The following is an 18,457-nucleotide window of genomic DNA, read 5'->3' as shown; positions in this document are numbered from 1 at the left end:
GACTCCCTTCCGGTCAGAACCAGTTGACGGTCAGCGGGAAGGCCGCGTTCGACGAGGCTCCGGCGGAGTCGGTGGCCGTTACGGTGATCTGGAGTGTGCCGGTCTGCCAGGGTTTGCCGGTGATCCGGCCGGTGGCGGTGTCGATGCTCAGGCCGAAAGGCAGTCCGGTGGCGCTGTACTTGAGGGGTGGTTTGCCGCCGGTGGCGGTGATCTGGATCGTGCAGCTCTGGTTGAACTTGCACGTCTGCGTACCCGGGTTGGACACCTTCAGGTCCCCGTCCGGCGGCGGAGTCGTACCGTCGCCGAAGACCTCACTGATGGGGGTGGCGCTCGCCGCGTTGCCGGCATGGGTGGTGCCGAAGAGGTCCTCGAAGGTGCGCAGCAGGTTGTAGTGGTTGTACGCGCTGCTGTATTTGCCCTGCTTGACCTTGGCGCCGGAGAAGACCGTGGCGATCTGGTTGGAGCCGAGGAAGTTGTCCTCGTCCCAGGTGAGCACCAGCAGGCTGTTGTTGGCCTTGGCCCACTGCGCGTACGCGTCGAGGTTGTTCTTCACCCAGGTGTCTCCGGTGCCGACGGGGCACGAGTGCATGTCGTTGCACTGGTTCGGGACGACGAACGACAGATGAGGCAGCTGGGAGAAGTCGCTCTTCGGGAACTGCGCCCAGGTCTTTCCGGTGTTGAGAGGCACGTTCTTGAAGGCGAACCAGGGGTTGTGCTTCTGCGCGTACTGTCCGCTGGTGCAGGCCGTGGACCCCTCGCTCGGCAGGTCTTCGTTGTACGTGGCGAAGGTCTTGCCCGCGGCGATCAGCTCCTGTCCGAGGTTGGCGGCGCTCATCGACTGCGGGGTGTAGCAGCCGTCGCCCGTGATGCCCTGGGTCGCACCCGAGAAGAGATTGAAGTAGTTCGGCTGGCTGGGATGGGTCAGGGCCTTCATGGCGGTGAGGCTGGCGCCCGCGTTCGCGAGCTGGTTGATGTACGGCGCGTTGGCGCTGCCGATGATCTCGCCGTACTGCTTGTTCTCGAAGACGACGACCACGACGTGGTCGTAGCTGGGCAGCGCGGCGGGCGCGGGGCCCTGCGCGGCGCTCGAATCGGATACGCCGAAGGCGGCGACCAGGGCGAGGGCGCTGAAGATCCCGGCGGCGGTTGCCCGCCACGTCCTGGACCGGGCCGGTGTCCGGTCCGGCAAAGCTCTTGATTTCATGGGGTGTTCCTCCTGTCCTTTCTCACTCTTCGCGGCGGGCCGCGCCCGCCACGGTGATGTTCACTAGGCGCGGCACAGGCAGCCCGCGGCTGCGGAACTCCTCGGCCACACCGGTACGTACAGCCGCCAGCCGGTCGTACGGCAGCAGCACCAGCCCGCTGCGCTCCGGCTGCGGACCGGGCCACCAGTCGGCGGTGGCACCCGCGCGCCGCGCACACGCCACAGCGCGCCGGACATCGCCCCCGCCCGGGCTGTCGCCGCGCGTCACCAGCAGCATCAGCCGCGCCCCGTACTCGGCCGGGTCGAGGCGGACGTGGCGTCGGCCGCCGTGGCCGCCGCCGAGCAGCAGAGCCCGCCCGGGCCGGGCGAACAGCACGGCCTGGCGCAGCGCGTCGTCGCCGTCGGGCGCGGCGTCCCGGACGAGGGCGGCCACCCTGCCGCGCGGCGGGCGCGGCCTGGCGGGTCCGGTGTGCGGACGGGCGTGCAGGTCGGCGACCGCGAGCGCCACGGCGCACTCCAGCGGTTCGGCGCTCGAAAGTCCGGTCGCGGCGGTCAGCGTGGAGTGGATGTGCAGGTCGATTCCGCCTCGGCCGTATCCGGCGCGGGCCATGGTGCGCAGGAGGGTGTAGGTGCGGGCGGCCCAGGCGGGGTGGGGCTGCGGCGGTCCTGTGAGCAGGAGTTCGCAGCTCTGTGCCGGGTGGGCGAGCGAGCTCAGCCGTACGAGACCGTCGTCCCGCGGCGCGGCGGCGGCTGCCACCGGCCAGCCTGCGGCGGCGACGAGGTGCGGCGAGCCGAGGTGGAAGGCATGCGGGGCGCTCCACACCGTGGCCGGGGGACGGTCGTGCGCCGATTCGAGGGCGTACGCGACGAGCCGGAACAGCGGGTCGGCGGTGTGGCGACGGGCGAGGTCCAGCACGTACTCACCTTCCTTCCGTGTCGGCGGGTGTCCTGCGGGCGAGCAAGCGGTAGGCGTTGCCGCCGTCGGTGGCGCGGGCCACCGCCGAACGCACTCCGTCCAGGGCCGCGGCGGCGGCGTAGCACGGCAGCGAGGCGGTCTGCACGGCCGCACGGAACGCCCGCCGCGCCGGGGTGGCGTGGCCCGGGCCCCAGGGGGCGTACGGGTTGGGGGCGAGCCGGTTCGCGGTGAGGAGGACGGCGCCGAAGAAGTCGCAGGACTGGTGGGCGGCGCCGTGTTCCTCGGCCAGGACGGTGAATCCGCGCTCTGCCAGCGCGCGGCGGAGGTTGGCGACCGGGATGAGGTGCTGGTGCTGGGGCTGGAACCAGGGCAGCCAGGCGGGGCCCAGGAGGCGGGCGAGGCGCGATTCGGGGTCGGGCAGCTCGATGAGCAGATGTCCGCCGGTGGGCAGTACGGCGGCGGCCGCGTCGAGTTCGGCGAGCGGGTCGCGGGTGTGCTCCAGGTAGTGGTACATGCTCACGGTGTCGTAGCGGTGGGCGAGCCCGGCGGCGAGGTCGGGGAACTGGCCGTGGTGGGCGGCAGTGACCCAGCCGCGCGCCTCCGCCTCCCGCACGGCGGCGGCCATGTCCAGCCCGTCGAAGCGGGTGTCGGGCCAGACGTCCCGCGCGCTGTCGCAGAAGTGGCCGTGCCCGGTGCCGACGTCGAGCCAGGCGGCAGGTGTCCCGAAGGGTTTCAGCATTTCGGCGCGGTCGCGGTACGAGCGGCCCATCCTGCCGAATACGACGTCGGCGCCGCCGTCACCGAGGCCGTCGTAGAAGTCGCGGTAGTAGAAGTCGAGGCCGTCGAGGGAGAGTCGGGGGTTCTGGAAGATGTGCCCGCAGTCGCCGCACTGTTCGAGGGTGAACCGGCCCGGCTTGCCCTGAAACAGGTCGGGCACGCGGGTACGCACGGAGAGGGAGTCGGAGCCGCACCAGGGGCAGTCCGGGCGACGGTCCTCGAAGAACCGGTCGGTGCCGGCTTTCAGTTCGGCGGTGTAGTACGGCCGGAGCTCCTCCAGTTCGGGCGACGGTCCGGGGCTGGGGCGGGCGCTCACGGCGGTACGGAGTGCGGCGCCGAGGGAGCGCAGGGGCCGCGCGGCGGCGGCGCGGGGCAGGTCGGCCGGGCGCAGGGGGCTCCGGGGGCCGCCGAGGACGAGGACGGGTTGCAGGCAGTAGAGAGCGGCGGCGGCCGCGCCCCAGCGCCGGTCCGCGAAGGCCGCGCGCAGGAGCAGGGTGAGACCGGCCAGTTGGGCGGTGGCCACCAGGCCCGGGGGCAGCCCTTGGGCGCGGAGCTCTGCGGCCCGCAGGGCGAGTTCGGGGGTGGGGGCGGCCAGGCCGGGGGCGATGGCGACGCCGGTCGCGGTGGCGGCGTACTCCTTCAAGCGCTTGAGGAGGGTGTGGAGTTCGGCGGTGCCGAGGCCGATGCCGGGCTCGATTCCGGCTCGGCGCCGGACGTCCTCGTCGACGAGTACGGCGTGCCCGGCGCCGCGGCCCTCGGCCGTGCGGGCGTAGCGGTGGGCGCTGGGGTCGAGGACGCGGAGCAGGCTCAGAGCGCGTTCCGTGTCGAGGCGGCCCGGGAGCAGGTCGAGTACCTGCAAGCCGGTTCGTTCCGCGTGGGCGACGGCGGCGCGGAGGGTGGCGTCGTCGACGTCGACTCCGCGCGCGGTGATCAGGTGCCATTCGTTCCGGGGCGGGCTGCTCGCGTCGGGGGCGAGGTCCAGGACCGGTACGGCGGCCAGTCTGCGGCGGGCGCGCACGGTCCCGGCGGTGAGTCCGGCCAGCACGGTGACCGCCGCCCATGGGACGCGCGTACGGGGCTGTGTCATGTCAGCTTCTCCAACCGGTCGGCCGCGGCCACGGCACCGCCGGCCGCGGCGAAGGACGCCTGGATGCGGCGGGCGGCGTGGCGGTGCGCGGGGTCGTCGAGTACGGCTTCGAGTGCGTCGCGCAGCTCGCCCGCGCGGGCCCGGCCGAAGCGCACCCGGACGCCTGCTCCTGCCGCCTCGACCTGCTGGGCGACGATCGGCTGGTCGTCGCGGATCGGCGCGACGACCAGGGGCAGGCCGTGGGCGAGGGCCTCGCAGACGGTGTTGTGGCCGCCGTGGCAGACGACGGCGTCGAGGTGCGGGAGGAGCTGCAGTTGGGGGACGTACTCCTGGAGCAGGACGTGGTCCGGCACCTCGCCGACGGTGTCCGCGGGTGCGGCCAGGATCACCTGGACGCGGTCGGCCAGCTGTTCCACGGCTCGCAGGACCGTGGCGTAGAACCGGCCGCCCGCCTCCCGGTTGAGCGTCCCGAGCGAGACCAGCACCCGGCGTCGTACGGGATCCAGCCTCTGCCACGGGAAGGACGAGCCGTCGGAGGGGCGCGGGCCGAGGGCCGGGCCGACGAAGGCGTAGTGCTCGGGGTACGTCTCGTCGGCGCCGACCAGTTCGGGGGTGGAGAAGACCAGGACCAGGCGGTCCGAGAAGCGCGCGTCCCAGCCCGCGGGCGCCCCGCAGGCCGCGAGCAGTCCGGCGATCCGGTCCGCCACCCACTCCCCCACCCGGGGGAAGCCGGCGAAGGGTCGGGTGAACTCCGCCGAGGTCGACGCGGACGTCACCCACGGCAGCCCGCGTCGCCGGGCGACCATGGCTCCGGCGAGGGCCTGCTGGTCGACCACGAGCACATCGGGGGCGTACGCGTCGACAGCCCTCTCAACGCCGGGCAGCATGGCGTGGGTGAGCGGGATGATCGCCTCCTCCCACAGGAAGCGCAGGGCGACGATGCCGCGCAGGTCGCGCCAGTGCTCGTGCAGCGTGCCGTAGCCACCGGCTTCCGCACTGTCGCCGGAAGGATGCAACTCGGCGCCTGCGGGCAGCAGTTGGTGCAGTACCTCGGCGGGGCCTGTCCAGGCGACGTCGTGTCCGCGGGCGGTCAGCTCGGCGGCGACGGCGACCGTGGGATTGACGTGTCCGGCGAACGGCGGGACGACGAACAGGACCCTCATACCGTCACCGCCTCGGGCTGCTGCCGCGCGGGCTCGGCGAGTCGGTCGAGCACCGCCCGCCGGAGCTCGTCGGTGCCGCCCTTGAGTACGTCGTGACCCAGGCCCGGCAGGACGCGGACGGTGCAGTGGGGTGCGTGGCGGGCCAATTCGCGTGCGCCGGGGAGCAGTTCGGAGTGCTCGCCGCAGACGGCCAGCACGGGGCAGTGCACCCGGGCGAAGTCCTCGGGGGTGAAGGGCCGGGCCGCCGCGATGTCGTCGATCAGGGTGGTCCGGTTGAGGAGTTCGTCGGCGGTGGCGGTCAGGCGGGCGGCCTTGCGCGCTCCGATCGAGGCGAGTTCCTGCGGCACGTGGCTGCCTTCGAGGTCGAGGGCGGCGACGGAGAGCGTGTCGAGCATGTTCTCGATCCAGGGGCCGCTCAACGGGGCCTCGATGAGGATGAGCCCGGCGACGAGGCCGGGGTGGGCGAGTGCGGTGTGGAGTGCGAGCATGCCGCCGTAGCTGTTGCCTATGAGGTGTACGGGGCGCTCGTCGAGGCCGAGGGCGGCGAGCAGGGCGGTCAGGTCCCGTACGGCGGTGTCGGTGTCGTACCCGGTGGGCGGCCGCTCGCTGCGACCGTGGCCGCGCAGGTCGTACAGGACGACGTCGTGCCCGGCCCGGGCGGCGGGGACGGCGAGGGTGCAGTAGAAGCTGGAGAGGTTGTCCACGACCAGGCCGTGGAGGAAGACGGCGACGGGTTCGGTGGCACTGCGGTCACGGCCCGGCAGCCGCTGCACGTGGAGGCGTACGGAGTTGGCGAGGATCTCGGCCATGGCGGGCTCAGGCGGCCGAGGCGGACGGGGCTGATGGGGGTGACATGGTCGGCGGGGTCGGTGAGGCGGACGGAGCCGACGGCGCTGTGGCAGCGATGTGGAACACGAGGTCGCCGACCGTCATGGCCAGGATCTCCTCCATGTCCTTCTCGGCCAGGAAGGCGATCAGGTCCACCGCAGCCCCGTACCGCTGGTGGAGCAGCTCGGCGAGTGCGACGAACTCGATGCTCTCCAGCGCCAGATCCTCGTTGAACGTGGTCTTCGGAGTGACCTCGTCCGCGAGGAGGAACTCGTCGCCGACGGTCTCGACGAGCATGGCGGTGATCTCGGCGAGTATCCGTTCGGCCGTGGGGTCAGATGCCATGGCTGGCCTCCGTCGGGTCGGTGGTGGCTGGGGTGGTGGTGGATGCGGCTGTGAGTACAGTCCGGGCGACGACATGGAGGTTGGGTCCGTCGTCGCCGGGACCGGGCAGGTCGTGGACCGTGCTGATCCTTACGGCGTGGCTACGGCCCCCGGGGGACGTCACCAGCAGCCCTGCGGGAGCGTCGGTGACGGTCCACTGCCGCAGGCGTCCCCCCAGACCCGTGCCTTCCGCCTTGGCGGCTGCTTCCTTGGCGCACCAGAGCGCGGTGAGCGCCTGCGCCCGGCCGGTGCCTTCGCGCGCAGCGAGCTCCTCGGCGAGGCGACGCTCGTCGGCGGTGAGGGCGATACGGCTGAGTGCGTCGGGATCGTCGGTGACGGTCTCGACGTCGATGCCGATGCCGATGCCATTGCTGACGGCGTGGGCGGGTTGGGCGTACGCGACTGCCAGCCGGTCCTTGTGGGCGAGGGAGAGCCGTAGCCCTGCGGCGAGCGGGCCCTCGGGGCGCGGGCGGCCCTGGTCGTCGTTGCCCACGGGGACTTCGGCCGGGAAGACGGGTCCCGCGTCGCGCTCCCACAGGACCTGGCGTATCGCGTCCTTCGCCGCGATCCGGCCGAGCAGCCAGGCCGCGCGCGCCCGCGGCGGACGCTGCTCGTACGCCGCCCGCTCGGCGGCGCCGAGGTAGCGCCGCATCACCAGCTCCTGCGAGGCGGGGTCGGTCCAGCGGCGCCGTGCCAGACACCAGCCGCCGGGCTGCGGCTCGCCGATGCCGCAGATCTCCGGCGTGAACTTCATCGGCCACACCCGCTCGTCGGCGGCGAAGCGCCGGTACGTCCAGCCCTCCAGGCGAGCCAGTACGGTGCCGTCGCCGTGGGCGAGTTCCACGTCGCCCAGTACGGAGCCCGGCCGCACGGCGCGGATGCGGGCGGTGGCGCGTACCAGCGCACCGTCACGTGGGGCGGGCCCGTAGAGGCGGACCCGCTCCAGCGTCGCGGGGAAGACCAGCCGGTCGACCGGCAGCCTCAACTGCATCCAGTGCCCGAGGAGTTGCCCGGCGGCATCGAAGAGCGCGCCGGGCGCGGGCAGGGCGCACAGCACTCCCCGGATGCCGTCGTCGGCAACGGCGGTCACCTCGTGGACGCCCGCGAAGGCCGGCCCGTGGAACATCCACCGGTCGCGGTAGAGGGCCTCGGCGCTGACCGGCGGCGGCCCTTCGCGGGTCAGTACCGAAGGATCGGGGGCAGGGCCGGCGGGACGACGGTCGGCCAGGACGACGGTGACGGTCGCGCACCCGGCGATCTCGACCCGCACCCGGCCACTGTCGGAGGGGCCGCGGACAGCGTTGATCTCGGCATCGACGGGCGGGGCGACGGCGAGCCAGCGCAGGGCCCGCACATCGTCGAAACCGGCCACAGTACGCCCGGGGACCAGCTGGCGCGCGGCGTCCGCGGCCAGCTCCAGCAGCGTGGTCATGGGCACGACGGGGAACCGGTCGGAGGGCTCGGGCCAGGTGTCGGGCTGGAGGTAGACGCAGTGGTCACGGACGTACGGCATGGTCTCCAGGGAGAGCTGACGGCGGGTGCGGTGCGCCTGCGGCGCGGTGGGCGGCGGCCGGAGGGCGGGGGCCGCACGCCAGGCTTCCGCGACGCTGCGTGCCGCAGCTTGCGTCTCCTCCAGTACGGCGTCCAGGGCGGAGACCAGTGCGGGGCTGGAGGCGGCGGGTGGCCGGGACGGGCCGCCCACGGACAGCGCGGGCGCGTTGCTGCCGAGGCGCACCAGCGGGGAGCCGAGGTCGAGGCGTACGAGGCCGGGTCCGGGTGCTGGAGGCGCAGTGTGGCTGGCCGGCATCATCCCGGGGGTGCGGCCCGTCAGGCGTTCCCAGCGGGGGTCGAGGCCTTCTGTCCACAGCGCTGCGGCAAGCCTGCGCAGTTGTGTCAGCCCGTCGCTGCCCCGGGCCGCGCCCGCGGAGACGGCGAGGTGGTCCCGGCCGTGCAGGGTGTCCGCCACGAAGCCGGGGAGGCTGCCCGGGCCCATCTGTACGAAGGCCCGTACACCCTCGGCGTACAACCGGCTGGTCAGCTCCCGGAAGCGCACCGGTTCCAGCAGGTGGCGCAGCACCACATCACGGACTTCGTGCTCGCCCCCCGGGTACAGGGCGCACGTCGTCGCCGACCACACAGGTACGGTCGGCGGCCGCAGCGGCAGCCTGGCGAAGGCGGCGCGCACCTGATCGAGGTACGGCGCCCACATCGGCGTATGGAAGCCCGACCGGAAGGGCAGCTCCTGCGTGAGTACGCCCTGGCCGGCCAGCCGGGTCAGCGCTTCGGCAACGGGGCGTGGCTCGCCGCACAGCACCGACTGGTGGGGGCAGTTGTCGTGGCTGACGGCAACGCGGTCGAGCCCACTCAGCGCGTCGGCCGCTTGCCGCGCGCCGCAGCCGAGGGCCGCGTACACGAGATCGGGGACGTCGAGATCACCGGGGCGCAGCGAGTCGAGGAAGGTGTCGACCGCCTGCTGCGGGTACATCCCGGCGACCACCATGGCGGTCCACTCACCGAGGCTGTGCCCGGCCAGCAGGTCGGCCCGGATGCCGAGTTCGGGGAGTACGCGGGCGAAGAACCGGCCGACGGCGATGGCGTCGACCGCCCGCTCGACCAGTCCGCCGCCGCCGGTCAGGGCGGGCCGGGGCAGCCCGAAATGGTCGGCGACGCCATCGACGCAGGGAGCGAACTCGGGCTCCAGCCCAGGGAAAAGAAACGCGAGCCGAGCGTCGCCCACGAGCAACGGCCTCGGCGCAAACCACACACCGCCACGCCCGCGCCAAGACTTCCCCCGAGCGACAACCGCCGCTGCGAGGGCGCGCCGCTTGCGCCCGTGGGGCCCGACAATAGCGAGGCGACAAGGACCACCGGAGCCGAGCGGCTCGGTAGCCTCCCAGCGATCGGGCAACGCTTCGAGCAGCCCCAGGAGTTCGCGGGGCGTGGCGGCAGCAATGCGAAGCACGAACTCGCCCGCCACGGGGCGCGCGGCTACGGGGAAGCGAACCGCCGATGCGGATGCTGAAGCCTCCGGAACCGGTGCCGGCCGCACGGCCCCGCCGTCCGGTGCCTCCTCCAGCACCACGTGCGCGTTGATCCCGCCGAAGCCGAACGCGTTCACCCCCGCCCGTCGCGGGGCGCGCCCGCGCTCCCACGGCTCCTCCGCCGTCACCGGGCGCATACGCGTCCCCGCGAAGCCCTCGTGCGGTTCGTCGAGGTGGAGGGTCGGGGGCAGCGTCCCGTCGTACACGGCGAGTACGGCCTTGATCAGCCCGGCCATCCCCGAGGCCTGCATGGTGTGGCCGAGCATCGACTTCACCGAGCCCATCGCGACCGGCTCGGCGCCCGACGCGCGTGGGCCGAACACCCGGGCTACGGTGGCGAGTTCGGCCTCATCGCCGACCGGTGTCCCTGTGCCGTGCGCCTCCAGCAGACCGAGCGCGTCGGGCGCGGCCGGGTCGAGACCGGCCTGCGCCCACGCCTGCCGCAGGGCGCGTACCTGGCCGTCCACCAGCGGGCTCATCAGGCTCGCCGCCCGGCCGTCACCGGCCACGCCGACCCCTCGTACGACGGCGTAGATACGGTCGCCGTCGCGTTCGGCGTCCGCCAGGCGCTTGAGGAGGACGACGCCGGTGCCTTCGGAGAGCAGCGTGCCGTCGGCGCGGCGGTCGAAGGGGCGGATGGTCTGGGTCGGGCTCAGCGCCCGCAGCTGCGTGAAGACGCTCCACAGCGTGGCGATATGGCAGTGGTGCACGGCCCCCGCGACCACCAGGTCGCAGCTGCCGCCCGCCAGGAGACCGGCCGCCTGCTCGACGGCGAGGAGGGACGAGGCGCAGGCGGCGTCGATGGTGTAGGCGGGGCCCCGGAAGTCGAGGCGGTTGGCGGTACGGGCGGCCGTGAAGCTGGGTACGAGGCCGATGGACGCGTCCGGCCGCTCCGGGCCGAGACCCGCCTGGAACGCCTCGCGGACCGCCGTGATCCGGTCCTCGCCCAGCTCGGGGGCGAGTTCGCGCAGGGTCGCGGCGATCTGGTGGGCTGTGCGTACGCGCTGGTCGAGGCGGGCGGTGGCAACACCCATGAATCCACCGCGGCCGAGGATCACGCCGATCCGGGAGCGGTCGGCGGGCAGCCGCTCATCGCCCCCCGCGTCGGCCACCGCCTCGGCGATGACGCGCAGCGCGAGCAGTTGATCGGGCTCCGCCCCGGCCACGGCCGCGGGCATGATGCCGAATCGGGTCGGGTCGAAGGCTGCGAGGGCGTCGATGAAGCCGCCGCGCCGGCAGTAGAAGTGGTCGCTGCGGGCCGGGCCTTCGGCCGCGTGCGGGTCGTAGTAGACCTCGGGATCCCAGCGGCCGGGCGGTACGTCGCTGATGGCGTCCAGGCCCGCGTAGAGATTCCTCCGGTACGCGGCCAGGTCGGCGGCGCCGGGGAACACGGCGCCCATGCCGACGACGGCCGCATCGGTCGGGCGAGGTCCGCGTCGCGGATCAGCCATGGCGGGCCTCCCCCGGGTGCTCCGCCATGAGGACGACCTGGCCCTCGGTGCCGTGCGCGAGCTCGGCGAGGAACGCGGCGGTTCCGGCGGCCGGATCGAGGAGCGGGACGCCGCGGCTCGCGTACATGCGCTCCAGTTCCGGGGTCACCATGCCGCCGGCCTCGGCGGCCCACGGTCCCCAGTCGATGGCGAGGACCCGGCCCGGGAAGCGGCGTGACCAGGCCGGGGTGGCGGCCAGGGTGTCAAGGGCGTCGTTCGCCGCCGCGTAGTCGGCCTGGCCGCGGTTGCCGAAGACCCCGGCAACGCTGCCGAAGAAGACCAGGAAGCCGGGGGCAGGCACGTCGCCGTGGTCGGCCGCCGCGTCGGCGAGGTGACGGGCACCGTCCACCTTGGTGGCGAAGACCCGCGCGAAGGACGCCGGGTCCTTGTCGCACAGCAGCCTGTCCTGGATGGTTCCGGCACCGTGCACGATCCCGTCGAGGCGGCCGTGGCGTGCGCGTACGTCCTGGATGACGGCCCGTACGGCGTCGGCGTCGGTGACGTCCACCGCGTGGTAGCGCACGGAGGCCGCGACACCGCCGAGCGCGGCGAGGGTGCTGCGTATCTCGCGAGCCGCGAGGACACGGGACGCGGCCGCTTCGACCTCGGCGGGGGTGCGCAGACCTTGCCGGACCAGGGCCGCGCGCAGGGTGACCCGGTCGTGGGCGTGCGCGACCGCCGGATCCTCGGCCTCGTCGGGGGGTGGCGTACGACCGATGAGCTCGATGTGGCATCCGGTGGCGTGGGCAAGGGCGACGGCCGTACGGGCGGTGATGCCGCGCGCTCCGCCGGTGAGCAGCACGACCGCGTCGCGGCCGAGCCGGAGCGGTGGCGGCGGTTCGGTGTCGGGGAGGGGGGCAGTGACGGTGCGCAGGCTGTTACGGGTGCCGTTGGTGTAGCCGACGGCCACCGGCTCCTCCGGGGAACACAGTTCGGCGATCAGGTGGGCGGCGATCCGCTCGGGACGGTCCTTGGGGTCGACGTCCACGGCGCGGACTGCCACGCCGGGGTATTCGATCGCCGCCGTACGGGCGAACCCGTACAGCCCCGCACCGGGAACCGGGTCGGCGGAGTGCGGTGACGAGGCGGTACGCCCGAACGCCCCGCCGCAGCCGGTGACGAGCAACATCCGGCGCGTGCCCGCGATCAGCATCTCGCGCAACGCCCCGAACGCCTCGGGAAGCACGGGCGCCTCGGCCGCACGCAGCGCACCCAGGTCCACCACGCCGTCGGCTCCGGCGGCGTCCGCCAGACGTTCCCGGCGCACAGTACGCACCTCGGCCCCGTAGGACTCCAGCGCGGCGGCGAGGGCAACGCCGACACCAAGCCCGTCGTCGACCACGGCAAACCGCCGGCCGGGCAGTACGTCGGCGGGCTCACGGCTCACGGGCGGCCCCACGGGGGCGACTTCGACGAGCAGCCGGGCGGCCCGGGAGGCGGGCCGCAGGACGCCACCGCGAGCGAACGCACCCTGGGGCGCACCGTCGTCCGTATCCAGGTGCCCCATGGCGACACCGGCAAGGGGCCGATGGGTGCGCGGTTCGGTGCTGGGGCCGGTGCCGGAGGCGGGGCCGGAGGCGGGGCCGGAGCCGGGAACGGTGCCGGACGCGGGAACGGGGGCGGGGGCCCGTGCTGGGCCCGCGGCCGGTTCGGAAACAGCACCCGTACCGAGGCCCGCAGCCAGGCCCGAGGCGGGGCCCAAGGCCGGTACTGCAGCGGGGCCCGCGTCAGAGCTCGTGCCAGAGCTCAGGCCCGAACCCGTGCCGAAGCCCGCGTCCAAGCCCGAGGCCGGACCCGAAGCTGCGCCCGTGGCAGAGCCAACGGCTGGACCCATACCGAAGCCCGCGTCCCGTCCCGAGGCTGGGCCCGTGCCAGAGCCCGCCGCCAGAGCCATACCCAAGCCCGCAGCCGGGTCCGAGGCTCGGGCCGAGGCCGGACCCGTGCCAGAGCCCACCGCCAGGTCGGTACCGAAGCCCGCACCCAGGCCCGTGGCGGAGCCCGCAACGGGGTCCGACGCCATGGCCGCGGGCGAGTCGGCGGGGTGAGTCACGGCCGGGGCCGGGGGCGTGGCTCGGGATGTCAGCCAGTCGACCATGCCGCTGATCGTCTTCAGCCGGGCGAGTTCCTCGACGGCCGATTCCGCCGGACCGTCCGCCCCGCGCGGCAGCCCGATCCGGTCGGCGAGCGCGCCGATGATCTCCACCCGCTTGATGGAGTCCACCGAGAGGTCGGCTTCCAGGTCGAGGGCCGGGTCCAGCATCTCCCTCGGGTAGCCGGTGCGGGTGTGGACGATCTCCAGGATCGCGTCCATCAGCTGATCGGGCGTCAGGGCTCGGGGAGCCTCTGGTTCTTCGTCGGTCGCGCGCGGAGCCAGCACCTCGGGGGTGTACTGCTCCCGGACGGAAGGCGGCATCGTTGCCGAGGATGGAGCTGCCTCCGCCCCCAAGTAGCCCAGCAGTACGTCGCGTTGCGCGGCCACCAGTTCCCGTGCACCGCGCAGATACTCCAGTACGGCGTCCTCCCGCCGGTCCACCGCCGCCACCGGGCCGGGCGCCGCCACCCGCCGGGCCGGGCGCAGTCCGCCCGCCACCGGTTCGCCGTCCGCGGTCCGTACGAGGTGGCCGTCCACCAGCCATCCGGCACGTCGGGGCGCTTCGGCGGGCAGTTGCGCGGTGCGGCCCTTGAACAGGGGTTCCGGGTCGAACGGGACGCCCGCCGCCGCTAGTTCGGCCAGTGCGGTGACCAGGCGGGTCAGGCCGTGTTCGCCCGGGACGTCGAGCGGGACGGCGGTGTGCGGCCGGTCGCCCAGGGTGCGGCCTACGAGACCGGTGAGTACCCGTCCGGGCCCGGCTTCGACGAACGTCCGCACTCCGGAGGCGTACATCGCTTCGATCTGTTCGGCGAAGCGCACGGGTTCGGCGAGCTGGCGGGCCAGCATGTCCCGTACTGCCGCCGGGTCGGCGGGGTAGCGGCCCGCTGTGGTGTTGGACCACACCGGGATCGTCGGCCCCGCCACGACCTCATCGGCCAGCTCGTCGGCCAGGGCCTCGGACGCACCGGCGACGACCTCGCTGTGGAAGGCGCAGGCCACGGGTATGCGTTCGGCGGTGATGCCCGCGTCGCGCAGCGCGGCGATCGCGGCGTCGACCGCCGGGGTCGGGCCGGAAATGACGGTCTGTGCGGGTGCGTTGTGGTTGGCGACGACGCACCCGGTCGGCAATCCGGGTAGTTCGTGCGGGGCCGCGGACACGGCGGCCATCGCCCCGGGGTCGTCACCGGCGGCGGCGAGAATCGCATCGGCCCGGCGGTCGCTGAGCCGCAGGAGGGTCGCGGTGTCATAGGCACCCGCTGCCCACAGGGCGACCAGCTCTCCGTAGGAGTGACCGGCCGTGCAGTCGGGGCGTACGCCGAGCGAGGTGAGGAGCAGGTGCGCAGCGGCGCCGGCGAGGCCGAGTGCGGGCTGGGCGGTCCGCGTGTCGGTGACGGCCGCGCGCTGGGCCGCTCGTTCTCCGGCGGTGAAGGCCGCGGGCGGGAACATCGCGGCGACTCGGCGCGGATCCGCACCGTCGAGCAGTGTCCGCAGGCGCGGGAAAGCGACGAAGAGGTCGCTCAGCATGCCCGGTCGCTGGCTGCCCTGCCCGGGGAAGAGGAAGGCGACCTGCCCGGGGGGCGTGGTCTCGTCCCGTACATGGACCCCGTCGGCGGCGACGAAGTCCCGGGCCGGGCCCAGCTTCGCGGCCAGGTCGTCGAGGCCGGTCGCGACGATCGCGACCTGGACCTCGCCGTCACCGGCGGAGGCGGAGGCAGAGACAGATACGGAGGCTTCGGCGGCGAGGTCGCGCAGCGGCCACGGGCGCCCTGCCGCGTCGTTGTGTTCCAGCCTGGCCGCGAGCCGGTCCATGGCACGGCGCGCGGCCGCGCGGTCGGCGCCCCGGAAGCAGAACAGCTCCGCGGGCCAGCTCTCCAGCCCATGCGCAGGCTCGCCCGCATCACCGTAACTCGCCAGCACCGCATGGTAGTTGGTGCCGCCGAAGCCGAATGCGCTGACCGCGGCGACCCGTCGTCCCGCCGGCGAGGACCACGGCCTGGCCTCGGTGTCGAAGAAGAACGGGCTGGAGTCCGGCTGCCAGTCGGGGTTGGGGCTGTTCAGGTGCAGGGTCGGCGGTCGTACGCCGCTGTACACGGCCCGTACCGCCTTGATGAGCCCGGCCAGGCCCGCCGCGCATTTCGTGTGACCGAGCTGCGACTTGACCGATCCGAGCGAGCAGGAAGCGACGTCCTCGCCTACGCGCCCGCCCCTGCCCCCGAACGCCTCAGTGAGGACGGCCAGTTCGGTGCTGTCACCGACGACGGTGCCCGTGCCGTGCGCCTCCACCAGTCCGATCTCGCCGGGCGTGATCCCGGCCCGCCGGTAAGCACGTTCCAGGGCGCGTCGCTGCCCTTCGGGCCGTGGGGCCGTGAGCCCGAGGGAGCGTCCGTCGCTGGAGGCGCCCACGGCCTTGACGACGGCGTAGATGCGGTCGCCGTCGCGTTCGGCGTCGGCCAGACGCTTGAGTACGACGCAGGCGACGCCCTCGCCGAGTGCGATGCCGTCGGCGGCGGCGTCGAAGGGGCGGCACTTGCCCGTGGGCGACAGGGCGCGTACGGAGGCGAACATCAGGTAGTCGTTGATGCCGTTGTGCACATCGGCTCCGCCGCACAGCGTCATGTCGCTGTCCCGGTCGCGCAGTTGCTTGCAGGCAAGGTCGAGAGCGGCGAGCGAGGATGCGCAGGCGGCGTCGATCGTGCAGTTGGCGCCGCCGAGGTCGAGGCGGTTGGCGACGCGCCCGGCGATGACGTTCGCGAGAACGCCGGGGAAGGAGTCCTCGGTCAGCCGGGGCAACTGGGCATCGAGTTCGGGCGGCAGCTCGCCGAGGTAGCCGGGGTGGAGGGCCCGGAAGCCGTAGGCACCGGCAAGATCGGTTCCGGCCTCGGCGCCGAAGACGACGGAGGTGCGGGAGCGGTCGAAGCGCCGCTCGCCCGCGTAACCGGCATCGGCCAGGGCGCGGGCGGCGATGTCGAGGGCGAGCAGCTGCACCGGCTCGATGCTGCCGAGCGAGGCCGGGGCGATGCCGTGTGCGAGTGCGTCGAACGGGGCGGGCGCCAGGAAGCCGCCCCACCGGGACGGAGTACGTTCGCCCGCCCGCGCCGGGTCGGGATCGTGGTGGGCGGCGGCGTCCCAGCGGTCGGCGGGCACTTCGGTGACGGAGTCGGTCCCGGCGACGATGTTCGCCCAGTACCCGGCGAGGTCGTCCGCGCCCGGGTAGCGGCAGGCCATGCCGACGACGGCGATGTCGAGCGGGGCTTCCCGGTCCGCGTCGGGCCCGGGCTCCCGAAGCTGCTCCGCACGCTCGGCGAGCAGGTCCGTCGCGCCCTCGGTCACCTGGGCGTGCAGAGCGGCCACCGAGGTGGTGGCGGTGCGTGCGGTGGCGATCTGGCCGAGCATGTAGAGGCCCTCTTCGCGCTGCTCGTACTCGTCGACCGGGACGGGCCCCGTCGCTGTGTGACGCAGTCCCTTGCTCGCGATACGCAGCCGCCCGAGGTTGAGCCTCTCCAGCTCCTCCCAGACTTCGTTCGGGCTCGCGCCGTCCTGCCTCAGCCGCTCGGCGGTGGTGGTGAAGGCATCGGTGTACGGCGTGGTGGCGCACCGGGTCGCGTGGCCTGGGGCGGTGCGCAGCAGCGTGGTGGTGTCGCAGTCGAGAGCGGTGCTCTGGAAGCCGGGTAGTACGGCTCCGGCGGCGACCGCCTCCTCGGTGAACAGGTAGGCGGTGCCCATGAGTACGCCGATCCGGGCGCCGCGCTCGGCCAGCGGCCCGGCGGCGGCAGCGGCCATCGCCGCGGAACGCTCGTCGTGGATGCCGCCTGCGAAGAGCACGTCGAGTTCGGCGGCGTACGGGCAGGAGAGCAGTCGCTCGATCTGCTCCTCCCAGAGCGGGAAGGCCGCGCGCGGGCCGATGTGGCCACCGCATTCGAGCCCTTCGAAGACGAAGCGCCGTGCTCCCTCGGCGAGGAACTGGTCCAGCAGTCCCGGCGAGGGTACGTGCAGATACGTTCTGGTCCCGGCGGCTTCGAGCGGGGCCGCCTGGGCAGGGCGGCCGCCGGCGATGATCGCGTACGGCGGGCGCGCTTCGGCGACGGCGGCGAGCTGCTCGCGGCGCAGCTCGTCCGGGGCGAATCCGAGCAGGCCGACTCCCCAGGGCCGGCCGGCCAGGCGCTCGGCGGTTTGGGTGAGCAGTCTGCGTACGTCTCGGCCGTCCATCACGGCCAGGGCGAGGAACGGCAGCCCCTCCGCGTCGGCGACGGCGGCGGCGAAGGCGGGCCGGTCGCTGACCCGGGTCATGGGTCCTTGTACGACCGGCAGATGCTCCTCGCCCGGGCGCGGCAGGAGGGGGCGGACCCGTACGGCGGCCTCGATGTGCCCGGTGATGGCCGCGCGTACGGCCTGTACGACGGAGCCGGTGGTGCGGTGACGCGCCGCGAGCCGGGCGGCCGTCGCACCGTCCTGGCCGATGGGCAGGGGCTGCGTGGTCAGGCCACGCGCGCCCAGCAGCCGGGCGATGTCGCCTTCCGGCAATGCCAGATCGGGGCGGGTGTAGACGCGGTGGCCCGCGACCACCGTGGTTTCGCTGCCGTCCATGGCACGGATCGCGGACGCGACCGCGGCCGGCAGTTCGGCGGCTCCCTCGGCGGTGAGCGCGAGCTGTGCGTCGAGTACGACACCGGCGGCGCCGCCCGCGACGGCGGCGGCGGCCGTGTGGAGGCCGATGCCTCCCGCCGCGAAGACCGGGACGTCCAGCTCCCGGTCGGCGAGGAGGCGTTGCAGCAGTACGAAGGTGGTCAGTTCACCGACCCGGCCGCCGGCCTCGTGCCCCCTGGCCACGAGCCCGGCCGCTCCTGCGGCGACGGCGGCCACCGCCTCGGCGGGGCTGACGACCTCTGCCCACAGCCGGCGCCTGCCGTCGGCGGCCCACTCGCCCGTCCCGGTCCGCCACGACTCTTCGGCGAGCAGGACGGTGTCCACGGCGTCGGGCAGTTCGTCCGGGGTGAGCGGGCATCCGGCCGGTACCCGGACTCCGTACGGCCCGCGTCCGCGAAGTGCGGCCAGCGCGGTGCGCGCCCGGTCGGGGTCCCTGCCGAGGTCGAGCAGGCCGAGGGCACCGGCTCGCTGCGCGGCGGCGACCATCCCGGGATTGGGTTCCTCGAACGGGCTGACCACGACGACGAGGTCCCGACGGAAGGACCGGGCGGGCTGAGAGATCACGGGCTCTCCTTTACTTCCGGGCAGTTGCTCCCGGTCACTTCCGGGCAGTTGCTTCCGGGCAGGACCGGGCGAGGGAGCGGGGACCGGTGGCAGGCAGAGGGCGTACGGGCGCAGGACGTAGGGGCGGACAGCGCGTAGGACCTAGGGGCGTACGGACGCCACGAATGAAGTAACCGGCGGTAACACCGTCATGTCGCGTTGCATCGTGCGGCGACCGCCCCGCAGTGTCAACGCCCATCCACGACCCATGCCGCCACGGTATGGAGT

Annotated in this window: 8 protein-coding genes; all 8 read right to left on the bottom strand. The window is 73.6% G+C overall.

The window, feature by feature from the left end; genetic code table 11:
- Positions 1-13 precede the first annotated feature (13 nt).
- Genes J7I98_RS21465 through J7I98_RS21425 form a run of 8 tightly spaced genes read right to left on the bottom strand, consistent with a single transcriptional unit; the run spans position 14 to position 18,190 of the window.
- Positions 14-1,204 (bottom strand): alkaline phosphatase family protein, encoded by a 1,191-nt coding sequence (locus J7I98_RS21465; protein ID WP_214922726.1) that lies wholly within the window; start codon positions 1,202-1,204, stop codon positions 14-16.
- A 22-nt stretch (positions 1,205-1,226) separates the two neighbouring features.
- Positions 1,227-2,120, bottom strand: a complete 894-nt coding sequence (locus tag J7I98_RS21460) for a galactokinase (RefSeq protein WP_308377879.1) — start codon at positions 2,118-2,120, stop codon at positions 1,227-1,229.
- Positions 2,121-2,124: 4 nt separating this feature from the next.
- The gene (locus J7I98_RS21455; RefSeq protein ID WP_214922724.1) at positions 2,125-3,984 is read right to left on the bottom strand and encodes a class I SAM-dependent methyltransferase; all 1,860 of its coding nucleotides are present in this window, start codon (positions 3,982-3,984) and stop codon (positions 2,125-2,127) included.
- A complete protein-coding gene (locus J7I98_RS21450; RefSeq protein ID WP_214922722.1) occupies positions 3,981-5,147 on the bottom strand; it encodes a glycosyltransferase in 1,167 nt (388 codons plus the stop codon). The genes J7I98_RS21455 and J7I98_RS21450 overlap by 4 nt, the downstream gene beginning before the upstream one ends.
- Entirely contained in the window at positions 5,144-5,956 is an 813-nt protein-coding gene (locus J7I98_RS21445; protein ID WP_214922719.1) for an alpha/beta fold hydrolase, read from the bottom strand. The genes J7I98_RS21450 and J7I98_RS21445 overlap by 4 nt, the downstream gene beginning before the upstream one ends.
- A 7-nt stretch (positions 5,957-5,963) precedes the next feature.
- On the bottom strand, positions 5,964-6,320 hold the full coding sequence (locus J7I98_RS21440) for a phosphopantetheine-binding protein (RefSeq protein ID WP_251020958.1): 357 nt from the start codon (positions 6,318-6,320) through the stop codon (positions 5,964-5,966).
- Entirely contained in the window at positions 6,310-10,851 is a 4,542-nt protein-coding gene (locus J7I98_RS21435; RefSeq protein ID WP_214922717.1) for a type I polyketide synthase, read from the bottom strand. The genes J7I98_RS21440 and J7I98_RS21435 overlap by 11 nt, the downstream gene beginning before the upstream one ends.
- Positions 10,844-18,190 (bottom strand): SDR family NAD(P)-dependent oxidoreductase, encoded by a 7,347-nt coding sequence (locus tag J7I98_RS21425; protein WP_308377878.1) that lies wholly within the window; start codon positions 18,188-18,190, stop codon positions 10,844-10,846. The genes J7I98_RS21435 and J7I98_RS21425 overlap by 8 nt, the downstream gene beginning before the upstream one ends.
- Positions 18,191-18,457 lie beyond the last annotated feature (267 nt).

Origin of the sequence: Streptomyces sp. ISL-98, from assembly GCF_018614055.1 — a bacterium.
Classification (GTDB): Bacteria; Actinomycetota; Actinomycetes; order Streptomycetales; family Streptomycetaceae; genus Streptomyces; species Streptomyces spiramyceticus.
The sequence above is the reverse complement of the archived record's forward strand: the minus strand, read 5'-3'. Positions and strand labels throughout refer to the sequence as shown.

What these genes read in the sequence shown, in the direction of transcription:
- J7I98_RS21455 (WP_214922724.1), bottom strand. Translation starts at nt 3,984, where the DNA reads ATGACACAGCCCCGTACGCGCGTCCCATGGGCGGCGGTCACCGTGCTG.
- J7I98_RS21465 (WP_214922726.1), bottom strand. Translation starts at nt 1,204, where the DNA reads ATGAAATCAAGAGCTTTGCCGGACCGGACACCGGCCCGGTCCAGGACG.
- J7I98_RS21450 (WP_214922722.1), bottom strand. Translation starts at nt 5,147, where the DNA reads ATGAGGGTCCTGTTCGTCGTCCCGCCGTTCGCCGGACACGTCAATCCC.
- J7I98_RS21435 (WP_214922717.1), bottom strand. Translation starts at nt 10,851, where the DNA reads ATGGCTGATCCGCGACGCGGACCTCGCCCGACCGATGCGGCCGTCGTC.
- J7I98_RS21445 (WP_214922719.1), bottom strand. Translation starts at nt 5,956, where the DNA reads ATGGCCGAGATCCTCGCCAACTCCGTACGCCTCCACGTGCAGCGGCTG.
- J7I98_RS21440 (WP_251020958.1), bottom strand. Translation starts at nt 6,320, where the DNA reads ATGGCATCTGACCCCACGGCCGAACGGATACTCGCCGAGATCACCGCC.